Annotated in this window: 15 protein-coding genes and 1 tRNA gene; 6 read left to right on the top strand and 10 right to left on the bottom strand. The window is 66.8% G+C overall.

Going from position 1 to position 23990, the window contains the following annotated elements:
• Positions 1-197: 197 nt before the first annotated feature.
• The 3 genes from QRN53_RS13470 to QRN53_RS13460 form a co-directional block, all read right to left on the bottom strand.
• Positions 198-271 (bottom strand) — tRNA-Met (locus tag QRN53_RS13470).
• A 120-nt stretch (positions 272-391) separates the two neighbouring features.
• The gene (locus QRN53_RS13465) at positions 392-3370 is read right to left on the bottom strand and encodes a UPF0182 family membrane protein (protein ID WP_285244341.1); all 2979 of its coding nucleotides are present in this window, start codon (positions 3368-3370) and stop codon (positions 392-394) included.
• Between the two features lie 164 nt (positions 3371-3534).
• Positions 3535-4746 (bottom strand): YlbL family protein, encoded by a 1212-nt coding sequence (locus QRN53_RS13460; RefSeq protein ID WP_502934847.1) that lies wholly within the window; start codon positions 4744-4746, stop codon positions 3535-3537.
• A 137-nt stretch (positions 4747-4883) separates the two neighbouring features.
• Here QRN53_RS13460 and QRN53_RS13455 point away from each other — a divergent pair, with 137 nt between their 5' ends.
• A complete protein-coding gene (locus QRN53_RS13455) occupies positions 4884-6329 on the top strand; it encodes a zinc-dependent metalloprotease (protein WP_285244340.1) in 1446 nt (481 codons plus the stop codon).
• A gap of 142 nt (positions 6330-6471) precedes the next feature.
• On the opposite strand, the gene QRN53_RS13450 is transcribed toward QRN53_RS13455, so the two are convergent.
• From QRN53_RS13450 to nudC, 3 genes are read right to left on the bottom strand one after another with little or no spacing between them, the layout of a single operon-like run.
• A complete protein-coding gene (locus QRN53_RS13450) occupies positions 6472-7128 on the bottom strand; it encodes a M48 family metallopeptidase (RefSeq protein WP_285244339.1) in 657 nt (218 codons plus the stop codon).
• Positions 7125-9260 carry an ATP-dependent helicase gene (locus QRN53_RS13445; protein WP_285244338.1) on the bottom strand — a complete coding sequence of 712 codons (2136 nt, stop codon included), beginning with the start codon at positions 9258-9260 and terminating at the stop codon, positions 7125-7127. Before QRN53_RS13445 ends, QRN53_RS13450 begins: the two co-directional genes overlap by 4 nt.
• Positions 9261-9315: 55 nt before the next feature.
• Positions 9316-10338 (bottom strand): NAD(+) diphosphatase, encoded by a 1023-nt coding sequence (gene nudC, locus QRN53_RS13440; protein ID WP_285244337.1) that lies wholly within the window; start codon positions 10336-10338, stop codon positions 9316-9318.
• A gap of 141 nt (positions 10339-10479) precedes the next feature.
• On the opposite strand from nudC, the gene QRN53_RS13435 reads away from it, so the two are divergent.
• On the top strand, positions 10480-11715 hold the full coding sequence (locus QRN53_RS13435; RefSeq protein ID WP_285244336.1) for a macrolide 2'-phosphotransferase: 1236 nt from the start codon (positions 10480-10482) through the stop codon (positions 11713-11715).
• 45 nt (positions 11716-11760) lie between these two features.
• Here the strand turns inward: QRN53_RS13435 and QRN53_RS13430 are convergent, their stop codons facing one another.
• Genes QRN53_RS13430 through QRN53_RS13420 form a run of 3 tightly spaced genes read right to left on the bottom strand, consistent with a single transcriptional unit; the run spans position 11761 to position 19018 of the window.
• Complete coding sequence (locus tag QRN53_RS13430) at positions 11761-15279, bottom strand: ATP-dependent helicase (RefSeq protein ID WP_285244335.1); 3519 nt, start codon at positions 15277-15279, stop codon at positions 11761-11763.
• A complete protein-coding gene (locus QRN53_RS13425; protein WP_285244347.1) occupies positions 15276-18575 on the bottom strand; it encodes an ATP-dependent helicase in 3300 nt (1099 codons plus the stop codon). Before QRN53_RS13425 ends, QRN53_RS13430 begins: the two co-directional genes overlap by 4 nt.
• Before the next feature lie 26 nt (positions 18576-18601).
• Positions 18602-19018, bottom strand: coding sequence for an MGMT family protein (locus tag QRN53_RS13420; RefSeq protein WP_285244334.1), 417 nt, complete (start codon positions 19016-19018; stop codon positions 18602-18604).
• Positions 19019-19081: 63 nt separating this feature from the next.
• Between QRN53_RS13420 and QRN53_RS13415 the strand changes: the two genes are divergently transcribed.
• The 4 genes from QRN53_RS13415 to QRN53_RS13400 all read left to right on the top strand — a co-directional run bounded on the left by QRN53_RS13415 (position 19082) and on the right by QRN53_RS13400 (position 22581).
• Positions 19082-19792, top strand: a complete 711-nt coding sequence (locus tag QRN53_RS13415; protein ID WP_285244333.1) for a 3'-5' exonuclease — start codon at positions 19082-19084, stop codon at positions 19790-19792.
• A 330-nt stretch (positions 19793-20122) separates the two neighbouring features.
• Complete coding sequence (locus QRN53_RS13410) at positions 20123-21070, top strand: ABC transporter substrate-binding protein (RefSeq protein ID WP_285244332.1); 948 nt, start codon at positions 20123-20125, stop codon at positions 21068-21070.
• Between the two features lie 12 nt (positions 21071-21082).
• Complete coding sequence (locus tag QRN53_RS13405; protein WP_285244331.1) at positions 21083-21847, top strand: amino acid ABC transporter permease; 765 nt, start codon at positions 21083-21085, stop codon at positions 21845-21847.
• Positions 21844-22581: an amino acid ABC transporter ATP-binding protein gene (locus QRN53_RS13400; RefSeq protein WP_285244330.1), complete on the top strand. Its 738-nt coding sequence runs from the start codon at positions 21844-21846 to the stop codon at positions 22579-22581. The genes QRN53_RS13405 and QRN53_RS13400 overlap by 4 nt, the downstream gene beginning before the upstream one ends.
• A gap of 74 nt (positions 22582-22655) precedes the next feature.
• Here QRN53_RS13400 and hemL read toward each other — a convergent pair whose 3' ends face one another.
• Positions 22656-23987: a glutamate-1-semialdehyde 2,1-aminomutase gene (gene hemL / locus QRN53_RS13395; RefSeq protein WP_285244329.1), complete on the bottom strand. Its 1332-nt coding sequence runs from the start codon at positions 23985-23987 to the stop codon at positions 22656-22658.
• Positions 23988-23990: the final 3 nt, after the last annotated feature.

Here is a 23990-nt window from a genome sequence, read left to right as displayed (position 1 = left end):
GTGACCTCTGGGTTATGAGCCCAGCGAGCTACCGAACTGCTCCACCCCGCGTCGCTTGATCAACACTACCCTACTTTTGCGACCGCCCCGACCACTCCGGGCACCCCCCGGACGGGCCACCCGGCGGGTCCGCCACCACCGGGCGGGCAAAGCAAAAGGCCCGAACATTGTTTCCAATGTTCGGGCCTTTCTTCCAGTTGCGGGGACAGGATTTGAACCTGTGACCTCTGGGTTATGAGCCCAGCGAGCTACCGAACTGCTCCACCCCGCGTCGCAAGCACTACTTTACCGGGAGGTGAACCGGAGGCCAAATCGGGAAGGCGTGACGTCCGTTACGCTGGCCCGGCACCCGCCTCCGTGGAGGCTTGGATACCGGGCCGGCGTCGTCGGATTAGCGGCTCGCTGACGGCGACGGCGTCGCCGACGGTGAGCCGGAGGCTGCCGGTGCCGGCGAGGCCTCCGGGGCGGTCACCGGAATCTTGGCTTCGGCCTCCATGGCCTTTTGCAATGCGGCCGCGACCTTCTTCTGTGCCTCGCCGTAAGCGGCGAAGTCGCCCCCTGCAAGGGCTGTTTGGCCTGCCTGGATCGCCGAGTTGGCGTCATCCAGTGCCGCCTTCAGCTGGGCCTTGGCGTCCGCTTCCGCGGGCGTCGAAGGCGCAGCCGGCCCGGGGGGTGTTTGCCCGTTGTTCGCCGAGTCACCCGCGGCTGCCCCCGAATCGCCGCCGAAGAGCTGTTTCAACGCTGCATCCAGGGTGGGCGCGAACCCAACCTTGTCGCCGAACGCCACCAGCACGCGCTGCAGGGTCGGGTAGGAGGTCTCGCCTGTCGACTTGAGGTACACCGGCTGGACATAGAGGATGCCGCCGCCCACGGGCAGGGTGAGCAGGTTGCCGTTCAGTACATCCGACGCGCCCTGCCGCAAGAGGTTAAGGGCCTGCGACACGGTTGGGTCCGAGTTGAACTTGTTCTGCGCCTGCCCGGGACCGGGCACCTGGGTCTCCGGCGGAATCTGCAGAAGCCGCAGCTTGCCGTAGCCGTCAGCCTTCACACCCGCCTGGTTGCCGGCGTCAGAGTCGGCGGCCAGGAAGCCATAGAGGACGTTCCGCGCGTTTCCGTTGACGATCTGCGGGATGAACGACGACGTCAGCTGGAACGCCGGCTTCTGCTGGTCAGGCATCTGCAGGGACATGTAGAACGGCGGCTGCTTGACGTCCGTGTCCACCGTGGGATCGGCCGGGGTGCTCCACGCGTCGTTGTTCTTGTAGAAGCTGGTGGGATCCGTCACGTGGTACTGCCCCAGGAGTTCACGCTGGACCTTGAAGAGGTCCTCCGGGTAGCGGACGTGGCTCATGAGCGCACCGGACATCTCGGAGTACGGCTTCACCGAGGACGGGAAGACCTTCTGCCACGCCTTCAGTACGGGATCGGTATCGTCCCAGGCATACAGGGTGACCGACCCGTCATAGGCGTCCACCGTGGCCTTGACCGAGTTCCGGATGTAATTCACCGTGCTGTTGGGCAGCGCCACGGCACGGCCGGAACTGGTCTGGGAATCAGCCGTCGCATCGGAGAGCTGCTTCTGCTGCGAGTAGGGGTAATACTGGCTGGTGGTGTAAGCATCCACGATCCACTTGACCCGGCCGTCCACCAGCGCCGGGTAGGAGCCGCCGTCCACCGTCAGGTACGGGGCCACCTTCTGGACACGTTCGCGGGGGTTCCGGTCGTACAGGATTTGCGACTCGGAGTTCACACCGTCCGAGAGCAGCAGGTCCGAGGACTGGAACTTGATGGCGTACAGGATCTTGTTGAAGAACGAACCAACATTCGGGCCGCCGTTGCCCTTGAAGGTGTACTGCGTTTCGCCCTCCCCTTCCTTGCCGGAGGGGCGGTCCTGTTCCCGCGGGGTGGCACCGTCGGGAGCTCCCACGATCGAGTATTCCGGCGAGGACTCGCCGAAGTAGATCCGCGGCTCGTAAGTGGAATCACTGCCCAGGACGCCGGTGGACGGAATGCCGGACTGGAGGAAGTCAGGTTTGCCGTCAACCGTGAACTTGTTGCCCTTGGCGGCCACCACCCCGTAGCCGTGCGTGTACACAACGTGCTGGTTCAACCAGCCCTGCTGGTTGGTCTGCACGTTGGTGGGGTTCAGCTCGCGCACCGCGATGACGGTGTCCTGGATCTTGCCGTCCACCTCGTAGCGGTCCACGTTGAGGGCCTTAGGGAACTGGTAGTACGGGCGGTACTGTTCCAGCTGCGAGAACGCGTCAGAGATCAGGTTCGGGTCCAGGAGCCGGATGTTGGCGGTGGTCTGGGCGTCCGGCGCCAGCGCACCGGTGCTGGCCGTGTTCGTGGCGTCGTAGCGGGTTTCCTGGATGCCGTCCAGCCCGTAGGCCTTGCGGGTGTTGTCAATGTTGCGCTGGATGTACTGGCTTTCCAGCGTCTGCTCGGACGGACGCACCTGGAACTGCTGGATCACCCAGGGGTACACGCCGCCGGCCAGGATGGACGTAATGATCAGCATGGCCGTACCGATCACCGGCAGGCGCCAGCGGCCGATCACGGCAGCAACGATGAAGAGGACCGCTACCAGGGCGGCCGCGACGGCGAGGATGGCCTTGGTGGGGATGACGGCGTTGACATCGGTGTACAGGGCACCGGCCCAACGGCCTCCGTTGTTCTGCACGGACGAGAAGCGGTCCAGCCAGAAGTTGACACCCAGGAGCACCAGGAAGGCTGCACCCGTCACGGCGATATGGATCTGTGCTGCCCGGCTGGTGAACACGCCGCGCTCCATGAGCCGGATGCTGCCGTACAGGTAGTGGGTGAGGATGCCCGCGATGCCAGCAATGACCACCACGCTGATGAGGAACCCGGTCACGAACCCGAGGAAGGGCAAGGTCATCAGGTAGAAGCTGATGTCCATGCCAAACTGCGGGTCGGTTTGGCCGAAGCCCACCTGGTTGAAGAAAAGCAGTACCTTCTGCCACTGGCTCGCGGCGGCGCTGCCCGCAAACAGGCCAAACAGGACCGGAAGACCCACCATGACGATCCGGCGGACCGGCTCAAGCTGGGCCTGGTACCTGTTGAGGTTGTCCCGTACCTCCGAGTCCGGCGCGTAGACCGGCCTTGCGTTGTAGGCAATCCGGATAGCGAAGAAGACAGCGGCGAACATGATGGCGAAGCCGGCTACGAACGTGGCGATCTTGGCGAGGTTCTCGGTAATGAAAACCCCGATATAACCCAGCTGCCGGTACCAGAGGACGTCGGTCCAGACGTTGGCGAAGAAGATGAAGCCCACTACCACCAGGGCGACAACGATCAGGGTGGGCGTCAGGGCGCCGCGTCGTGAAGGGGGTCTGCCTGTGGGCATGGTGCTGGCGGGACGGGACAAACTGGGTACCTCATAGCTGGTCGTCAGAATATTCGAAGCGTGCGAGCGACGTACCCTACCGGCCAAAACAGCTGGTTTGGTCCGTCATCTGTGCCACGAGTGGCGGTGGAGCTTAGTTCCTGTCGAGTCTAGTTGCGCCAAGTCTAGTTGTTTGCGCAGGTGGGCAGCCCGGATGTGTCTTGGCCGCTGCCTGCCACCTCCACCGCGTGCCGGGCCTGGGACAGGTTTTCCACCCGGACCACCTGGAGGCCGGCCGGAACGTGGCCGGCCACTTCGTCGCAGTTGGCGGATGGTGCGAGGAAGAAGGTGGCGCCGGCCGCACGGGCACCGCGCATCTTCTGGGCGATGCCGCCGATGGGACCCACCGTTCCGTCCGGGGCGATGGTGCCCGTGCCCGCGATGTGCTTACCCCCGGTGAGGTCACCCGGGGTAACGGTATCGATGATGCCCAGCGAGAACATGAGCCCGGCGCTGGGTCCGCCTACTTTGTCCAGGGAAATCTGCACCTGGAACGGGAAATTGAACAGGTACTTCAGCATGACGCCAAGAATGTAGCGGCCCTGGCCGTTGTCCTTGGGCGTGATGTCCATGGTGACCGGTTGGCCCGCGCGCTCCACCGTCACCGTCGCCGGAGCACCCTTGCCTGCCGCCAGCTCATCCTGGATAACCGAAAGGGACGTGATGTCCTTGCCGTTGATGGTCTTCAGGACGTCGCCTTGCTGGATCTTCCCGGCCGACGCCGAATCCTTTGACAGGTCCGCGGCCTGGAGCTGCTGGCTGAAAGGAATCTTAAGTTCATTCAGGGCCGAGGCAACGGCGTTCTCCTGTGACGTGGTCATGGCCACCGCGCTTTGCTCCTGGGCAGCTTCCTTGGTGGTGCCTGTGGGGTAGATCAGCTCTTCCGGATAGACGGCCTTGGAACTGTCCAGCCACGCGGAGAAGGCAGAGAGGATGCTGACGGACCCCGTAGGACCACCGTCCACGTACACCGTGGTCAGGTCCAGGCTTCCCGCTGCGGGGTAGGTCTCGTGGCCGCTCACACTGATAACCGGATGCCCCTGGCTCTCCCCCAGCGTGTTGTACGTGGGCCCTGGCGACTCGATGACATACGGCACCGGAAGGGTGCCAACGGCGATGCCCAGCCCCAGCGCAGCCAGCCCGGCAACCATCATGGTGGACAGGCGCCTGCGCGGCCGTCCGCCGTCGTCCGCCACTGCATTGCCTGGCGCACCTGCCGGGCCGCTGCCGTCCTGGCCGTCAAAGGAGCCGGCGCCCAGCGTTGGTTCCGGATCGGAGGAGGGGCGAAGCTCGGGAACGTGGTCCTCGGAGGAATGGCCGCCACGGGTTGTAGTCACCCCACCAACAGTACGCGGTGAAGGGTGTGGCGGGACGCTTTGCCTAGAGCGAACGACGGCGGCGGGCGGCAGACAGCCGACCACAGCCGGGGTACCGTGAAGATTGATCAACAGTCACACCATCGATCGGCGGGACCATGACCTCCAACCCACTCAATCCGTCCAACGGCGACGACAATCCCAAGGATCCGTTGACCGAGATGCTGCAAAACCTGATGGGCGGCAAGGGGATGGAAAACTTCGATCCCGCCGAGCTCGCCAAGGCTGCCGGCCTGCCCGACGACCCCAACCTGCTGGCCCAGATGTTCTCGCAGGTGCAGGCGATGATGAGTGCGCCCTCCGAGGGCCCCGTCAACTGGACCCTGGCGCACGACAACGCCCGGCGCGTGGCCGCCGGCAGTTCGGACCCGTTAGTCACCGCCCAGCAGTCACGGGACGTCGACGAAGCACTCCGCCTGGCCGAGCTCTGGCTGGACCCGGTAACGGACCTGCCCGCCACCGGACTGATCGGCAAGGCCTGGTCCCGTGCGGAGTGGGTGGAGGCGACGCTGGGCACGTGGAAGCGGCTGACCGAACCGGTGGCCAACAGCATCGCCAATGCCCTGTCCTCCGCCATGACGGAGCAGATGCCCGAGGAAATGAAGTCCATGATGGGCGGCGCCTCCTCGATGCTGCAGAACATGGGTGGGGCCATCTTCGGCATGCAGCTGGGGCAGGCCATCGGCGCCTTGTCCAAGGATGTTGTCAGTTCCACCGACATCGGCGTCCCATTGGTCGACCTGGAAATGGCGCTCCTGCCCGCCAACGTCACGGCCTTCGGGGAAGGCCTTTCGCTGCCCGAGAACGACATCCGGCTCTTCCTCGCCGTCCGGGAAGCCGCGCACGCCCGCCTGTTCGTGCAGGTTCCGTGGCTGCGCGGCCACCTGCTGGGCGCCATCGAGGCGTACGCCCGAGGCATCCACATCGACACATCCCGCATCGAGGAGCTCGCCCGCGACATCGACCCGAGCAACCCGGAAGGCATCCAGGAGGCACTCTCCCAGGGCGTGTTCATGCCGCAGCGCACCCCCGCCCAGGAACAGGCACTGGAGAAGCTCGAGACGGCGCTGGCGCTGGTGGAAGGCTGGGTGGACGAACTCACTGCGGCCGCCACCGAGAAACTGCTGCCCTCCGCGGGCGCCCTGCGGGAAACTGTGCGGCGGCGCAGGGCCACCGGCGGTCCCGCCGAACACGCATTTGCCTCCCTGGTGGGTCTGGAGCTGCGGCCGCGCCGCCTGCGCGACGCCGCCACACTGTGGGCAACGCTGAAGGAGGAGCGCGGCATCGAAGGGCGGGACGCTATCTGGCACCACCCCGATCTTCTTCCCACCGCCGAAGACCTCGATGACCCGAAGGGCTTCAGCTCACGCCGCAAGCTCGCCGAAGCCAGCGACAGCGAGGTGGACGACGCCCTGCAGAAGTTGCTCAGCGGCGGGTTCGACGAGGCCCCGGCCACTGACGAAGGCCCGGACGCGGACAACGGCGGCCAGGACACCGACAGCAAGGACGACGACGACGGCGGCCCGGACCAGCCGAAGGGCTGACAGTTACGGGCGCGGCCTGGGTTCCCGGCCGCGCCCGTGCGTTTAAGACGCAGCGTGGCGTTGATTTAAGTCGTGCCGGTGTTTAGGGCCAGGCCGGTGTTTTGGGGTCTGCCGGTCTTTTGGTGCCGGACGCTGCGTTGTCCTAGTCGGCGTCGCCCGGCCAGGTATCCCCGCTGTGGACGGGCTCACGGCCCGAGGGTGCGGTGTCCCTGTCCAGGCCCCGTGACGTGGCATAAGAGACTCCTTCCAGGAACGCCTTTGCTCGCCCGGTTTCGGGATAGGCCTCCAGCAGCTGCCAGAACGCCGTGTTGTGCGAGGCCACCAGGAGGTGTGCCAATTCGTGCAGCAGGACGTAGTCGATCACCCACTGCGGCATGGGGCGCAGTTTGTCCGACAGTCGGATGGTTCCCTCTGCGGGGGTCGCAGAACCCCACCGCGAGTTTTGGTTGCTGACCCAGCGAACTGATGTGGGCGTTGCCCGCCCGCCAAGGTAGGTGGTGGACAGCCGGGCGGCATGGGCCGCCAGGGCCTCGTCCGTGGCGGGCCGCCGCCGGCCCGAGGCCGCAGGCCGCTCCCCCTGCTTGTGCAGCTTTGCCAGCATCCGGTGGACCCACTCACGTTCCTGGGCCGCAGTAAACCGTGCGGGAATGGCAACCACCGCGGTGCCGTTCTCCCAGAATGCCGCCACGGTCCGGGTGCGGCGCGCGGACCGCCGCACCTCCACGGGGGCTCCACCGGTGGTGGTCAGGACGGCTGCCGGCTGCTGGTGGCTGTTTCCTGGCGGGCTGCCCCGCCTCACAGCACGCTGCTTTCGGCAAGGACCTTCAAGACGTCTTCCCCGTAGCGTTCAAGCTTGGAAGGACCAATGCCGGCAAGCCCGGCAAGCTCTTCCAGTGACGCCGGACGCGCCTCGGCAATCGCCGTGAGGGTGGCATCGGTGAAAACGACGAAAGCCGGGACGTCAGCGGACTGGGCGACGTCGCGCCGCCAGTTCCGGAGGGCGTCGAAGGTCTGTTCCTCGTAGCTGGGGGGACACGCGTTGCAGCGGCCCACCTTACGCTCCGCCCCGGTGGACAGCATGCTGCCACAGACCCGGCAGACTGCCGGAGCGGCGGCCTTGCGGCGCGGAACCGTACCCTTGCTGCGGGCGCTGGAACTTGCGACGGAATCGGGCCGCAGCCCGTCAAGGAAACGGGACGGTTTGCGGTTGGCCCGGCTGCCGGGAGTCCGTGCCGTGCTCCAGGACAGCGAGAGGTGTTCACGGGCGCGGGTGATGCCGACGTACAGCAACCGGCGTTCCTCGTCCACCGACTCGGGCGAATCCGCGAACGAAATGGGCATCAGGCCTTCGCTGAGCCCCACCAGGAACACGGCATCCCATTCCAAGCCCTTGGCTGCGTGCAGGGACGCGAGCGTCACGCCCTGCACGGTGGGGGCGTGCTGGGCGAGGGACCGCTCCTGGAGCTCGTTGACGAAGTCCCCAAGCCCGAATTCCGGACCGCGGTTCTGCGCCAGTTCATCGGCCAGTGCCACCAGCGCCGCCAATGACTCCCACCGTTCACGAAGCGCTCCCCCGCTGTGGGGTGCGGAGTCCGTGTAGCCGAGGGAGGAAACAATGTCCCGGACCAGCTGGCCGAGCGGTTCCGGGGAATCCGTTTCACTCACGGCCCTGGTGGCGGCGCGGAGCTGGAGGATGGCATCCCGGACCTCCTTGCGGGCGAAGAAGCGTTCGCCGCCCCGCAACTGGTAGCCGATCCCCGCCGCGGCCAGCGCCTGCTCGTATGCCTCGGACTGTCCATTGGTGCGGAAAAGGACAGCGACCTCGCTGGCCGGTGTCCCGGCCTCGAGCAGCGCCTTGATTTTTTGCGCCACGGTGGCAGCTTCGGCTTCGTCATCCGTGCATTCGGTGAACTGCGGCACGGGGCCGGCGGGACGCTGGGCAACGAGCTGCAGGGGCGTGGCCCAGGCGGCATCGGCAGCGGGGCCGCCGCTGCGCCGGCCGGCCAGCAGGTCGTTGGCCATCTTCACCACCTGGGGCGTGGAACGGTAGTCGCGGATCAGCTTGACCACGTTGGCCTGCGGATACCGAGCCTTGAAGTCCAGCAGGTGCCGGGGTGACGCTCCGGTGAAGGAGTAGATGGTCTGGCTGGCGTCGCCCACCACGCAGAGTTCGTCGCGGCCACCGAGCCAAAGCTCCAGAAGCCGCTGCTGCAACGGGGAAACGTCCTGGTATTCGTCCACTACGAAGTGCCGGTACTGCTCCCGGACCGTGGCCGCCACCTTCTCGTCCTCCTGCAGGATGCCCACCGTGATCAGCAGGACATCCTCGAAGTCGATCACGTTGCGGTCCGTTTTGACATCTTCATAGGACTGGAAGACCCGGGCCACGGCCGTGAGGTCGAATCCACCGGGTGCGCCCCGTCCCTGCGCGTTCTCCAGGTAGTTGGCAGGCGTCAACATGGACACCTTGGCCCATTCAATCTCCGAGGCGAGGTCGCGGATGGAAGCGCGGTCGGTGCTGAGCCTCAGCCGCCTGGCTGCCTCAGCAAGGATCTGGGCCTTGTGGTCCAACAGGTTCGGCAGGGTGCCGCCCACCGCCTGCGGCCAAAAGAACTGAAGTTGACGCAGCGCGGCGGCGTGGAAGGTCCTTGCCTGGACATTGCCGGCGCCCAAGTCCCGCAGGCGGCTGCGCATCTCGGCCGCGGCCCGGGCGGTGAAGGTCACCGCGAGGAGTCGTTGGGGACTGTAGACCCCTGAATGGACGCCGTAGGCGATGCGGTGCGTGATGGCGCGCGTCTTGCCCGTGCCCGCTCCTGCCAGCACGCACAACGGACCGTTGAGAGTGCTGGCCACTTCACGCTGTTCGGCGTCCAGCCCGCCGAGGATCCGGTCCTCAAGGGACGCTGCGCCGTCAAAATTCTCTGTAGTCACTTCTGCTGCTTTGTTTCTCGACTACCGCGTGCTGGAGTCTGGTGGATGGAATAACTTAGGCTCCGGTCAGGTCCCGGATCCTACCGCCGTACCAGTGTTCAATCAGTGAACGGGCAATGGAAAGCCTGCTGGAAATGGTGATTTCGCCACTGAGTACGGCTTCCTGCAGTTCCTCGCGGCTGAACCAGCGCGCCCTGGTGACCTCCACGCCGTCGGGCGTTGCCTGGGTGTCTTCGGTGACGGCGGTAAATCCAAGCATAAGGGAGGCAGGGAACGGCCACGACTGGGAGCCCAGGTATTGGCAGGCCGTAACCCGGACCCCCACTTCCTCCTGGATCTCGCGCACGATGGCCTGCTCCAGCGATTCGCCAGGCTCTACGAAACCGGCAAGGGTGGAGTAGTTCTTGGCATCCAGCGGGCCTCCGCCACCGAGCAGCAGGCGTCCGTCCGCGCCAACGACAGTGACGATGATCGCGGGATCGGTCCGGGGATAGTGTTCCGTCTTGTCCGCTGGGCAACGGCGGACCCAGCCGCCGGCCTCCACGTCCGTGGGCGTGCCGCAGCGCGGGCAGTGGGTGTGGCCGGCATGCCAGTTGGCGATGGCGCTGGACTCCACGAACAGGGCCGTGGAGGTGGCGGTCAGGCCTGCCGCAACGTCCCTGAATCCCGCCCAGGCAGCATCGGCAGGGATGCCGGCCGTACCGGGTTCGGGTGGCTGGGGCAGGACGAAGAGCAACAGTTCCGTGCCCTCGGAGAGGTCCGAGCCCGGAAGCGCGGATCCGAGGTACACCACGAGTTCCGGGGTTGATCCGGCTCGTCCAAGCTCCGCCAGGAGTTCCCTGGCCGGGGCGAGGACCATCGTGTTCTCCTGGACCAGGCCCTGCCGTCCCGACAGGACGACGGCCAGGGCATCCGGGCCGGCCAGCAGGTCATGGATCATGCCGGGCCTGATGCGGGCGGCAGAGCCCCGGTCCACCAGGGCCGGCCGCACCGGGAGCAGGGTGTCCGCCAGGTGGTTGGCGGGCAACTGTGCCGGCGCAGCCTGGTGAACGGGCAGGGCAGACTCCGTGTGGCTCATGACTCCACCGTACTGACTGCCACGGACATTTCACATTTCGCGGTGCGGGCCGGCTGTCCGGAACCCCCTGAATTCAAGCTATCTCAAGACTCGCCGCCGGCAGATCTCAGTCTGGGACAGCTGGCAATCTACCGTGTAACGGTGAGAAGAAAACCGATTGAGCTGGCAGCCATTGCAACTGCGGCAGTCCCCGGACTGACGCCGACGGCCGTTAGCTCTGCACCGGATGATCCCGCGGACTTCGACTCGGCCCTGCTCCTGGATTCAGAAGGCAAGCGCTGGCGGGTCAGGTCTCCGCGGCACGCGGAGGCCAGCGCCCGGCTGGAAACGGAGTTCCTGGTCCTCCGTGCCTTCGCTCCGGCCGTGCGGGCCGAGCTGCCTTTCCTCATGCCGACGGTAGCCGGCAGTGTGCGGCTGGGAACCCTGAGTACGTTCGTTTACTCGCACCTCTCGGGCACTACACGCAGCGTCGAGGAATTGACCACCGGTCCGGGCAGCGTCGCCCGCGAGATCGGGACCGCCCTGGCTGCCATCCACGACCTGCCCAGGTCGCTGGTCAGCAACGCCGATCTTCCCATCTACACGCCCAATGAGTTCCGCCAACGGAGGCTGAACGAGCTGGACCAGGCCGCGACCACACGGAAGATCCCCGCCGCGTTGCTGCGCCGCTGGGAACATGCCATGGAAGACGTATCCCTGTGGCGCTTCAACCCGTGCGTGGTCCACGGCGACCTGCACGAGGACAACCTGCTCATCGAGTCCGGGCGGGTCACGGCGGTCACCGGCTGGACGGACCTGAGGATCGGCGACCCCGCGGACGACTTCGCCTGGCTGGTGGCCTCCAATGAACAGGACTTCATTGACGCAGTGCTGAAGGCCTACACTGCCGGCCGGCGTGACGCCCCGGACCAGCACCTCCTGCGCCGGGCTGCGCTGTCAGCGGAGTTCGCCCTGGCGCAGTACTTGGTCAAGGGACTCGCGGCCGGTGATGAGGACATGGTCAGCGAGGCCGAAGGCATGCTGGAAAGCCTGGCCAGTGACATCGCCGAGTTCGGCGGCCAGCCCATCAGCGTCGAACCCGTTCCGGATCCGGCAAGCCAGGACACCACCGCAGCGGCTGCGCCGGGCACGGTGGAAGGCGCCGCGCCTGCGGCCGCCCCCGGGCCTGCACACTTGGGGGCATCCCCCGCCGTCACGGTGATCCCGGTCCCGGCAGGACCGGCTACCCCCGTCCAGCCGGCAGTTCACGTAACTCCCATCCCCGTGGACCCGCCGGCGGAAGAGGCGCCCGGCCCCGAGGAGGCGGCCCCGACGGCCAAAGGTCCTGATGACACCTCCACCGCCGCTATCTCGGTAATAAACATCAAAAAAGGCTGATCCGCGCCGAGGCTCCGGCCGTGCCCGGCGCGGCGAACCGGGGCCTCACGTCCGGGTGAGGGCGCGGGCCACGATTCCTTCCAGCTCGGCGTCCGTCCCGAGGTCGTGCGGCCGAACCACGGCGTTGTCCGCCACATAGAAGAAGGCAGCCCGCACGTCCTCCAGCGGAACGCCTTTCAAGCGCGACCAGGCAAGCCGGTACACGGCCAGCTGGATCGCACGGGTCTTCAGTTGCCCTGCCGAGGGGCGACGCCCGGTCTTCCAGTCCACCAGGTCCCAGCCGCCGTCGGCGTCCCGGAACACGGCGTCGACCCGTCCCCGGACCACCACGTCACCCACCCGCGTTTCGACCGGCACCTCCACGAAGGCCGGGGACCTCTCCGCCCACGGGGATGCCTTGAACGTGGCCACCATGTCGTCGAGGTCGTAGGCGGCGTCGATGTGGTCATCCGACCCCGGCGCCTCGCCGAGGTCAAGCATCCCGGCGGTACCGAAGTACTCCTCCACCCAGGCGTGGAAAGCCGTTCCCTTCCGCGCGGACATGCCGGGTTCGCGCGGCACCGGCCTGCGCAGCCGGCCCACTACCGCCTCAGGGTCCTCCCCGAGGTCCACCAGGGTGGAAGCGGAGATATGACCGGGGAGGTGCACTTCCTGGCCAGCTGACCTTCTGGCCCGGCGTTCCAGCAACAGCGCAGCTTCCCTCGCCCAGCCGGCCGCCGGTCCAGTGAGGGGAGCCCCTTCGCCGCTCCGGGAGATGCTTGTTACGCCGGACTCCCCCACGGCATCGGACAGGACCACGCCGGTCTTCAGCAAACCCACCACCCGCCCGGCCGCGGACTCCATGGCTGCCCTGCGGCCACGGGTTATGCGCAGCCGCTCACCGGTCCGCGCATCCGTGGGCCCTTCCAGTGGGTCATAGGGCCACACCGCTTCTTCCGTCTCCAGCGTCAACGGACTTTCGTCCGGAAGGGCCCCCTCTTCCAGGGACAACTGATGGACCAGGGCAGCAGCCTGGCGCCCGTTGCCGGCCGGTTGGGTCAACGGTTCAAGCTCTGCCAGGAAGGGTGACATCTCGGCCCGGCCTGCGCGTGAACCTACCCAGGCGGCGCTGGAAACCCACAGCACATGTTTGGCCCTGGTGTACGCAACGTAGGCGAGCCGCCGTTCCTCTTCTTCCCCGTGCGCCTGCACTGCCGCCTTGAAATCCTTCTCGGCGTCCAGCCAGCCCTTCTGGTCCGGTTGTTCCACATCCCACTGGGGAAGGTCGGCCCTGTCACCGCGCAGGGGCCACGGAAGGGCTGCGGCTCCGCTGCTCCAGCGGGAATCCCTGTCGCTCGGGAAGGCTCCCGCGTTCAGCCCGGGCACGAAGACTACGTCCCATTCGAGGCCCTTCGACGCATGGACGGTCAACAACTGGACCGCTTCCCGGTTCACGTCGCTCGCAGGAGCTTCCAGGCCGTTCTCCTCGGCGGAGGCGGCCTCAAGCCATGACAGGAAGGCAAGGATGTCCACCCGTTGGGAGGTTCGGAGGAATCCTGCGGCAGCGTCCTGGAAGGCATCAAGGTTGCGCCGGGCCTGGTGAATGCTGATCCCCGGCCGTGCCGCCACCTCGATATCCAGGAGCATCGCCCGCTCCACTTCGCCCAGGAGCGTGGTGAGGTCATCTCCCAGGTATCCGCGCAGTTGCCGCAATTCCGCCGCTAACCGGGCAAGACGGGCACGGGCCGGGCCACCCAGGCTGCGTCCGTTCGACGACGTCCATCCTTCGCGCGGCAGGAAGTCCAGGGCTTCCACCAGGCTGGCGGCGTCGGTCAGGTCACTTTCCAGGACCGGCCCGTCACCGGCGTCGACCTCAGCGCCAGGGGCGTCGATGTCGGCGTCGAGCCCGGCCGAGGCTTTGCCGCGGCTTCGCGCAAGGTGGCTGGACCAGTCCCGCAAGGCCATCAGGTCCGCGGGACCTATGCGCCACCGCGCGCCGGCCAGGAGCCGCATGAGGGCATCGGAACGGCCCGGGTCCGCAAGGACCCGCAGGGTGGCGACGAGGTCGACGATCTCGGGCGTATCCAGCAGGCCGCCGAGGCCCACGATCTCGTAAGCGATGCCACGGGCTTCGAATTGTCGCCGGACGGTCTCCATCTGGGCGCGCCTGCGGCAGAGGACTGCCAAGGCAGGGGGAACGGACGTTCCGTCCGCTTTGGCTTCGAAATCCGTCACCTTGTACCGCAGGACGTCCTCGGCGAGCGCTGCGGCTTCGTCGACGTCGCTGGCGAAACGTCCCAGGACCACTGCTCCATCGACGGCATGGGGGCTCGGTTGCAGCGGGGGCACTTCGGCAGCGGCCGCCGTGCCTCCGGCGGGGCCGCGCCTGGCAGCCGACAGGCCAAGGGCCTGGGACATGACATTGGCGGCGGCAAGGATGGAGCGGCCGTTCCGCCAGGCTGTGGTCAAGTAGGAGGTCGGGGCGGGCGCCGAGCCCGTATCCTCCTCCGTTTCACCGGTCCGGACGGGAAATTCGCGGACGAAGTGGAACAACTGCCCGGCCGAGGCGCCGCGGAACCCGTAAATCGACTGGTTGGGGTCGCCGACTGCCGTAACCGCATGTCCGCCGCCGAAAAGCCGGGAAAAGAGTACCAGTTGCGCGTAGGACGTGTCCTGGAACTCGTCGAGCAGGACAACCTTGTACCGCTGCCTCTCCATCGCAGCCGCCAGGGGAACTTCCCGTGCCACCTTCGCTGCGAGGGCCACGAGGTCCCCGAAATCGAGGGCGCCGCGGGCTCGTTTCGCCGCAGCGTAGCGGCCCACCATGTCAGCGACGCTTGCCCTGGTGCGCAACATTCCGGCGAGCTCCGCCGCCGCCAGCGGCGGGTTCTTCTTCTTCTCCGCCAGATACGGGAGGGCCTCGAACTCCGAGAGTCGCGCCATCAACCAGGCTTCGACGTCCTCGGGTTCCTGGAGGTGTTCGGCGCACTCCCCCGCCAGCTGGATGACGGCCTTCACCAGGGTGGATTTTGCCGCACGGAAGTGGGCGTATTCGCCGTCGTAGGCCTCAACTACCTCGCTGGCAAGCTGCCACGCCTGCGCTCCGCCCAGCAGCACCACATCGCGTTCCACTCCCAGCCGGAGGCCATAGTCGGAGACGATGCCGCTGGCGAAGGAGTGGTAGGTGGACACCTTGGGTTCCAGTGCTTCACTGCTCCGCAGGCCCTCCGGAAACATTCCGCCGCCGGAGTCCTTGGCGGCAAGCCGCTGCAGGGCCACGAGCTTCGACCGGATCCGGCTGGCGAGCTCGCCGGCGGCCTTCCGGGTGAACGTCACACCCAGGACTTCCTCGGGCGTGACCCAGCCGTTGGCCACGAGCCATACCACCCGGTCCGCCATGGTGGCGGTCTTTCCCGAGCCTGCCCCCGCGATCACCAACCGGGGCGCCAGGGGTGAAGAGATAATGGCGGACTGTTCCGGCGTCGGGATGTTCTTTTCACCGAGCAGGACGGACAGTTCCTCGGGACTGAAGCGGGGTGTGGGGGTGGCCTCCCCCGGAGTCCCGACCTCCAGCGGGTGGCTCATTCGGTCACCTGCCTTCCGCGCGCACACAGCGGGCAGACTTCGGGAAGCCGGCAGCCATGGCCGCCGTGGCTGCCTTTGGCGGGATCATGCCGTGCGACGAATTCGCTGCCGCCCATCACGGCGGCCGCATCCTTGACCATGTCCAACGCCCAATTCTCCTGCGGGTCCAGAGGTTCCTGCTGCTGGATGGACGGGTTCTTTGCCCCTGTCCCGAGCTGCGCCAGCACGGCACCTCCGGACGAGCCGCTGCCATTCGGACCCGCCTCGAACCCGCCGGCGACCACTGCCGCCTGGTAGGCGCCAAGCTGGGGGTGGCGGGAGAGCTCACCCTTGCCGGGCTGCCGTTTGCCTGTTTTAAGGTCCACCACCACCAGCCGCCCCTCGTCGTCGACCTCCAGCCGGTCAACCTGCCCGCGGAGGACCGCATCGCGCGGCGCGGCGGCGTCCACCATCACGGCCCCCAGGGCGACGTCGAAGTCCTTTTCCACGCCCAGCAGGCTGCGGCCTTCAGCCCTCATGGCCACCACATACTGGGCCAGCTTCCGGACCATGGACTCGGCCCGCTGGAAATCCAGCCGGCCTTCCCAGTTGTCCTTCATCCCGAGCGCCGGCCAGCGCCTCACCAGCTCTGCAACATACTCGGAACCGGACGCTTCCGGCATGTCCTGGGCGATGGCGTGCACGAGGGTGCCAAGGCTGCGGGCGAAGTCGGTGGCCGCCTCCCCGCCCGCTGCCTGGACAAACCAGTCAAGGGGCGACTTCTGCACGGTCTCCACCTTGGACGGGGACACGAACACGGTTGACCCCGGTGGCACCACGGCCTCGGAGGAGGTGAGCGGGGCCAGCCCCCACCAGCTGTCCGGGTGGGCACCGGCGACCGCAGGTTCCGCCGCGGCAAGGTGCGCCAGCACCCTGACAGCTTCTTCCCTGTGTGCGGGCTCGGCGGCCTCGGACTGGGCATGTTGCCGGAGTTCGGCCACCAAGGCACGCAGGGTCATGGGGCGTTCAACCTGGGTGAAAACGCGCCCCTCCTGCCCGGCTTCCAGGGGTGCGACGAAGTCCAGGAAGGATGATGGCTGGTCGTCTTCCGATGAGACTGCCGTGCACACCAGGAGTTCGCGTGCCCGCGAGACCGCCGTGGAGAAGCTGCGAAGTTCGTCATAGCGGATATCCCGCAGACGGCTCAACGGGTCCCGCTGGAGCGCGTACTCCGGCCCGTGTTCCACGGCGTCGGCATACAGCGTGCTGCCGAGCAGTTCGCCGCGGAGCCTGGTGTTGGGCCACACCCCTTCCTGCAGCCCGGCGATAATGACGACGGGCCATTCCCGGCCCGCGGCCCTGGCCGGCGTCATCAGTTCGACGGCGTCATCCAACTGGGCGCGTGCAGCGAGGGTGTCCATGGGGAGCTCCTGGTTCAGCAGGTATTCCAGGAACTGCTCGGGACCCGCGCCGGGCATCTGGTCCACGTAGCGTTCAGCGGTGTGGAAGAGGGCCATCATCGCGTCGAGGTCACGGTCGGCCCGGGCCCCGTGCGGACCGCCGGACAAGGCCGTTGCCGTCCATGCTGAAGCAAGGCCGGTGGAGTTCCACAGGGCCCACAACACGGATTCGGCATTGGCGCCGGGCAAAGCGGCTGCCCCCCTGCCGGCCTGGATCATTCGTGCGGTTCGCCGCGCTGCCCGGCCTTCAATGCCCAGGGCACCCAGCGCTCCGGGCTCAAGCAGGGCTTCGACCAGGAGTTCATCGCTGGCGCGGCCGCCGCCACCCAGAAGTTCCTCCCGGCGCAGCGATTGCCGCAGCCGGCGGAGCTCGATGGACGTGGCTCCCCCGATGCGGGACGTCAGGAGGGACACTGCCGCTTCCGGCGTCAGCAGGGCAGGATCCAGGGCAATGGCGAAGGCATCCAGGAGCGGCCGGACCGCTACCTCGTCCCGGACCGCGGATTCAGCCACGGGAACCCGGACCGGGATGCCCTGTCCGGACAGGTACCGTTGCAGTTCGCTGACCTGGCCGCCGTTGCGGACGATCACCGCCATGTCTCCGAGTCCGCGGTTGTGGTTGATGTGCTGGTCCAGGATCCGTTGTGCAACATAACGCAGTTCATGGACCGGCGTGGGGACCAGGTGGGCCTCCACACGGCCGGGCGGGACCTCGTTCCCACCCGGCGCCGCACCATCTTCCGACGACGGGCGGCTGGGCTGGTCCAGTCGCCGCGCCAGCCGGCCGCCGGCGCGCTGGGAAATGCGGCCGGCAACGCTGAGCCATGACTCGGCCACGGCGGGGGCGAGTCGGTGGGCATAGCGGAGCGGGCGTTCAAGGACGGGCGCCTGGGCTGCCAGGAGTCCGGGGAGTTCAGCCACGAGATCCGGCCTGGCGCCCCGGAATCCCTGGACCACGGTGTCCGGGCAGGACGTCACATAGCAGTCGTTGCCGGCCACGATATCGGCCAGCAGTTCGAAGATGGCGGGGTTGGCCTCCTGGATATCGTCCACCAGGACCACCTGCAGGCGGTCGCGCTCGGCCGCAAGGAAATCGGGGGCGTCCTGGAAGATCTGGCGGGCGGCTGTGATGATACCGGCGGGGTCGAACGCTTCAGGCATCCGCAGGTCCAGGACGTCCCGGTACTCGGCGTAGAGTGCTGCCGCCGCTTTCCAGTCCGGGCGTCCGCACTGGTCCGCCAGCTGAAAGAGGTCCTCGGCCGTGCGTCCGGATTCAATGACGCGATCAAAAAGCTGGCGCACCTCCTGGCGGAAACCGCGGGTCTCCAGTGCACGGTCGAGATCGGCCGGCCACGGCAGCTCCAGGCCGGGGATCCTGTGCCCCTCCAGGAGTTCCTTGATGATGAGGTCCTGCTCCGGCCCGGACAACAGGCGGGGTGGCCTCGAGAGCTGGATGACGCCCTCGGCTTTGGCCCGCCGGATGAGGTCGAAAGCATAGGACGCCCACGTCCTGGCGGGAGTGGTGCTGAGGCTCCGGTCCAGCCGGGCGGTGAAGCGGTCCCTCAGGAAGTCCGCGGCAAGGCGGGTGGGTGCCAGGATCAGCATGCGCTCCGGATCCACCCCGTCACGGAAGACGCGCTGGACCGCGGCCTCGACCAGGACGGTGGTCTTCCCTGTGCCTGGTGCGCCCGGCACCAGGACTGGCCCCGAGCCCTGCGGAACATCCACTGCCGCCTGCTGGTCCGGCGTCAGCTGGATTGCTTCCGCATGTACCCGGCGGGGCGGGAGCAGCCGAAGGGCAGCGGCAACGGGGAGGGCTGCCTCCTGGCCTTCCTCCGGCTCTCGCCGTGGGGCCAGGGAGCCGTTCAAAGGGATTGCAACCGTCACAAAGCCATTCCATCATCAGGCACCGACAAACTGCGGAGCCGGCGCTCCAACTCTCCGGCGGCGGCATCGATCCGCTCGAAATCCTCCTCGGTGGGGGCCCAGCGTGCCGCAGTCAGATCCACGCGCCACCGGCCTTCCCCTGTCCGCAGGTATTCGGCATGGTCCCCCCGGAGCGGTGTCCCCTCCTCGAGGTAGTGGTGCAAGGCTTCGGCTTCGTGGCCTTCGGGGGCATGCCCGCTCGCTTTCAGGACACGCCACCAGGGCGCACCGTTTCCGTAGTGGCTCATCACCGACCCCACCTGCCGGGGTCCACCGGAGTCCAGGAGCTCGGCGATATCCCCGTAGGACACTGCGGATCCCGGCGAGACCAGCCTGACGACGGCAAGGACCGCCTGGACATAGTCATTCCGCATTGATCCAATGTAGCCGCAGTGGCGTTCCACTAAATTGTCGGCGGGTCCCCTTAGCGTTGAACCATGAGCTCCTGGCATACCCTCCCCCGCGCAGCATTCGACCTTGAAACCACCGGCCGCAATTCGCGTGCAGCCAGGATTGTCACGGCATCGATCACCGTGGTGGACCATAAAGGCGCGGTCATCAAGGAGCACGAGTGGCTGGCTGACCCGGGTGTGGAAATTCCTACGGAGGCCAGTGACATCCACGGCATCACCACCGAGCAGGCGCGGCGCGACGGCCGGCCAGCCCATGAGGTGACCCGGGAGGTGGCCGCCGTCCTGCAGGAACTGTTCGACTCGAAGATCCCGGTCATCGCCTTCAACGCCAGCTATGACTTCACGGTCCTCGCGGCGGAATCGGCGCGGTACGGCGTGCCGCAGCTCCACCGCTTCCCAATCCTGGACCCGTACATTATGAACAAACAGGTGGACCGGTACCGCAAGGGCAAACGCACGCTCACGGCCCTCTGCGAGGAGTACGGCGTGAACCTGGACAATGCGCACACCTCCGCCGCCGATGCTCTCGCCACCCTGCGTGTCCTGGACGCTATGGCCGGGAAGTTCCCCAAACTGCAGATGCCGGCAGGCAACCTGCACCAGTTGCAGATCGAATGGGCCACGTCCCAGGCCGCCGACTTCCAGAACTACCTTCGAAAGACCAAGCCGGCCGCGGTGATCGAGGGCGACTGGCCGGTGCTGCCGCCGCAGGACGCCACCGCTGGCGGCTTCTAGGGTTCCCTGTCCCGCGCCGGATTGGGAGGCATGTCACAGTCACGTTGCTTAATGAAAGTCACCCCCCAGGTCGACGGATGATTCGACACGACGGCCGTCAGCCGCTTCGGGTCACTCCGCAATTCCTCAGAGCACTGGCTAATATTCGACCAACGGCTCCCTGAGGGTCACTTTCTTCAGCTCACAGCCTGCATTGGCGCTGGTGAGACAATAAAGTTTTGCGGCCACCGCCCGCCCAGCCCGGCTGGACCATCGCCGGAGCAGGTATTAGGCGCCACAAAGCAGCCCTGCGGCCCGGTCGACTTAGGACACAATGAAAGTGACAACCTGATGAAAATCAAAGCGATGAAGTGGCTCACAACCGCTCCCGTTGCCCTCGCCCTGGCTGTTTCGCTCGCGGCGTGCGGCGGCTCTTCCCAGCCGAGCGGCACCCCCACTGACGCCCTGAAGGGCAGCGACCAGCAGACGCTGGACAAGTACACCACTGCGGACGTCACGCCGATCGACAAGATCGACAAGACCAAGCTGGGCCTCATCACCGAAGGCACCCTGCGCGTGGGCACCCTCTCCGATGCCCCGCCCAACATCTTCATTGATCCTTCCGGCAAGTTCACCGGCTACGACAACGAGCTGCTGCGCGCCATCGGCGACAAGCTGGGCCTGAAGGTTGAGTTCGCCTCCACCGATTTCTCCGCCTTGCTCTCCCAGGTGGCCAACAAGCAGTTCGACGTCGGGTCCTCCTCCATCTCCACCACGGACAAGCGCCGTGAGACGGTCGGTTTCACCAACGGCTACGACTTCGGCTACATGGCCGTCGTCACCAAGACCGATTCCAAGGTCGCCGGCTTCGCCGACCTCAAGGACGGCGTGCGTATCGGGGTGGTCCAGGGCACCGTGCAGGACGACTACGTCACCAACACCCTGGGCCTCGAGCCGGTCCGGTTCCCGGACTACAACACCGTCTACGCCAACGTGAAGTCCGGCCAGGTCGACGCCTGGGTGGCACCCTCCCAGCAGGCCACCGGCCAGGTCAAGGACGGCGACAACACCAAGATCGCCGAAAAGGTTGTGAACACCCAGAACTTCACCGCGTATGCAGTGAACAAGGACAACAAGCCGCTGATTGATGCCCTGAACGCCGGCCTGGATGCCGTTATTGCTGACGGCACCTGGACCAAGCTCACCTCCCAGTGGTACACGGACCGGCCCACCGCCAAGGAGCAGACCCCGCAGGGCTGGAAGCCGGGCAGCAAAGCCGTCCAGGTTCCCGCGAAGTAACCCGGACGTTCCATGGACATCCTCAAACTGCTCTCCGACACCTTCCTTGACTGGAAGGCCATCGGCGCCGTCCTGCCTAAAATGTTCGCCGTCGGGCTGCCGAATACGCTCGTTTTGGCCGTCTCCTCCGGCGTCATCGGAACAGTGCTTGGCATGCTGCTTGCCCTGATGGGGATCTCCCGGAACGCCGGGGCCCGCTGGGTCGCCCGCATCTACACGGATGTGCTCCGCGGGCTGCCGCCCATCCTCACCATCCTGGTAATTGGACTCGGGTTCGGGCCGATCGTCCGGCAGTGGACCGGATCCACCAGCCCATACCCCATGGCGATTGCCGCGCTGTCCCTGATGTCGGCCGCCTATATCGGCGAGATTTTCCGCTCCGGCATCCAGAGCGTGGACAAGGGCCAGCTCGAGGCCACCCGGGCCCTGGGGTTCGGTTACGGCCCGGCCATGCGCCTGGTGGTGGTACCCCAGGGTGTCCGGCGGGTGCTTCCCGCCCTGGTCAACCAGTTCATCGCCCTGATCAAGGAATCATCCCTGGTCTTTATGCTCGGACTGCTGGCCAGCGAACGGGAGATTTTCCAGATCGGCAAGGACGCGGCGTCCACCAGCGGCAACCTCTCGCCCTACGTCGCTGCAGCGGTGTTCTACCTGGCCTTGACCGTTCCACTGACCCACTTCGTGAACTGGATCGACCGGCGCCTGCGCACCGGCAGGCCGGAAAAGAAAGAACCGGATGACGCGGCCGCTGTCGTCGGGAAGGGAGCCCAGGCATGAGCGAGTTCACGTCCGGAACGCTGAGCGCAAAGAACATCCACCTTTCCTTCGGCAGCAACCACGTGCTGCGGGGCATCGACCTGCATGTGCCTCAGGGCACTACGGCCTCGGTCATTGGTCCGTCGGGGTCGGGCAAGTCCACCCTGTTGCGGGTCATGAACCGGCTGATTGAACCGGACCAGGGCGACATCCTGCTGGACGGCCGTTCGGTCCTGAAGGACAACCCGGATGAACTCCGGCGACGGATCGGCATGGTGTTCCAGCAGTTCAACCTGTTCCCGCATAAGACGGTGGTGGAGAACGTCTCCCTCGCCTTGCGGAAACTGCGCAAGCTTTCCAAGGAGGAAGCGCAGGCCGAGGCCCTCGAGCAGTTGGATCTTGTGGGGTTGAAGCACAAGGCCGATTCCCGCCCGGCCAACCTGTCCGGCGGGCAGCAGCAGCGCGTCGCGATTGCCCGCGCTCTGGCCATGAAGCCGGAGGTGATGTTCTTCGACGAGGCCACGTCCGCGCTGGACCCCGAACTGGTCAAGGGCGTGCTTGCACTGATGACGGACCTCGCCAAGGGCGGGATGACCATGGTGGTTGTCACCCACGAGATGGGCTTCTCCCGCAACGTCTCGGACGTGGTGACGTTCATGGACGCCGGCGTGGTGGTGGAGTCCGGGCCGCCCGAGCAGCTCTTCACCGAGCCACGGACCGACCGTCTCAAGGGCTTCCTCTCGGACGTCCTGTGACAACCTGAGGCATAAAGTAATCCCCGGCTGCAGCCTGCAGCCGGGGATTTCTTTGTTATGGGACGACGCCGGTGCTAGGCCTGGGCGGCTGCGGCGGCCTTGGCTGCGGCCGGGAGGGCGTCGTAGATCCTGTTCATGGCGTCGTCGTCGTGCGCGGCCGAGAGGAACCAGGCCTCGAAGACCGACGGCGGCAGGTAGACCCCGGATTCCAGCATGGAGTGGAAGAACGGCGCGTAGCGGAACGTTTCCTGTGCCTGGGCGTCGGCATAGTTGTGGACCCCGTGCGCGGACGTGCCGAAGGCCACCGAGAAGAGGTTCCCGGCGAACTGGATGGAGTGGTCCACGCCGGCCGCGTCCAGTGCGGTGGAGAGGGCTGAGGAGAGCTCCAGCGAACGGACGTCGATGAACGAATAGACGTCCCGGGTGGCGTGGGTCAGGGTGGCAACGCCGGCCGCCATGGCCACCGGGTTTCCGGACAGCGTGCCTGCCTGGTACACGGGTCCGGTGGGTGCGAGGTAGTCCATGACGTCCGCACGGCCGCCCAGGGCCGCCGTCGGCATTCCGCCGCCGATGACCTTGCCGAAGGTGAGCAGGTCCGGGGTCCACGGCTGTTCGGCGTCGGGGGCGCCGCCGGTGAGGCCCCAGTAGCCGGAGTAGCCGGTGCGGAAGCCCGTCAGGACCTCATCGACGATGAGGAGCGCGCCGTGTTCGCGGGTGATCCGTGAAAGGCCCAGGTTGAAGCCCTCGCCGGGGGTGACGACGCCCATGTTGGCCGGCGCCGCCTCGGTGATGACGGCCGCGATGTTGGGGCCGTGGAGGGCGAAGGCTTCCTTGACGGCGGCGAGGTCGTTGTAGGGCAGCACCAGCGTCTCCGCCGCAGTTGCTTCGGTGACACCGGCGGACCCGGGCAGGGCAAGGGTTGCCAGGCCGGAGCCTGCAGCAGCGAGCAGTCCGTCGAGGTGGCCGTGGTAGCAGCCGGCGAACTTGATGATGAGGTTGCGGCCGGTGAAGCCGCGGGCCAGCCGGACCGCGGTCATGGTGGCCTCGGTGCCGGTGGACACCATGCGCAGGCGTTCGACGGCGGGCACGCGCTCCTGGACGATGGCCGCCAGGTTTGCCTCATCAGGGGTGGACGCACCGAAGGAGAGGCCGCGGTCTACAGCGGCATGGACGGCATCCAGCACGGCCGGGTGGGCGTGGCCCAGCAACGCCGGTCCCCAGGAGCAGACCAGGTCCACGTACTCTTTGCCGTCGGCATCAGTCAGGTAGGGGCCCTTGGCGGAGACCATGAACCGCGGCGTGCCGCCGACGGAGCCGAAGGCGCGGACCGGCGAGTTGACGCCGCCCGGCATCAGCTGGCGGGCGCGGTCGAAGAGTGCCTCGTTGCGAGGATTGCTGGAAGTCATGGT

Origin of the sequence: Pseudarthrobacter sp. fls2-241-R2A-127 (genome assembly GCF_030209355.1) — a bacterium.
Classification (GTDB): domain Bacteria; phylum Actinomycetota; class Actinomycetes; order Actinomycetales; family Micrococcaceae; genus Arthrobacter.
This window is presented reverse-complemented; position numbering and strand designations above follow the sequence as displayed.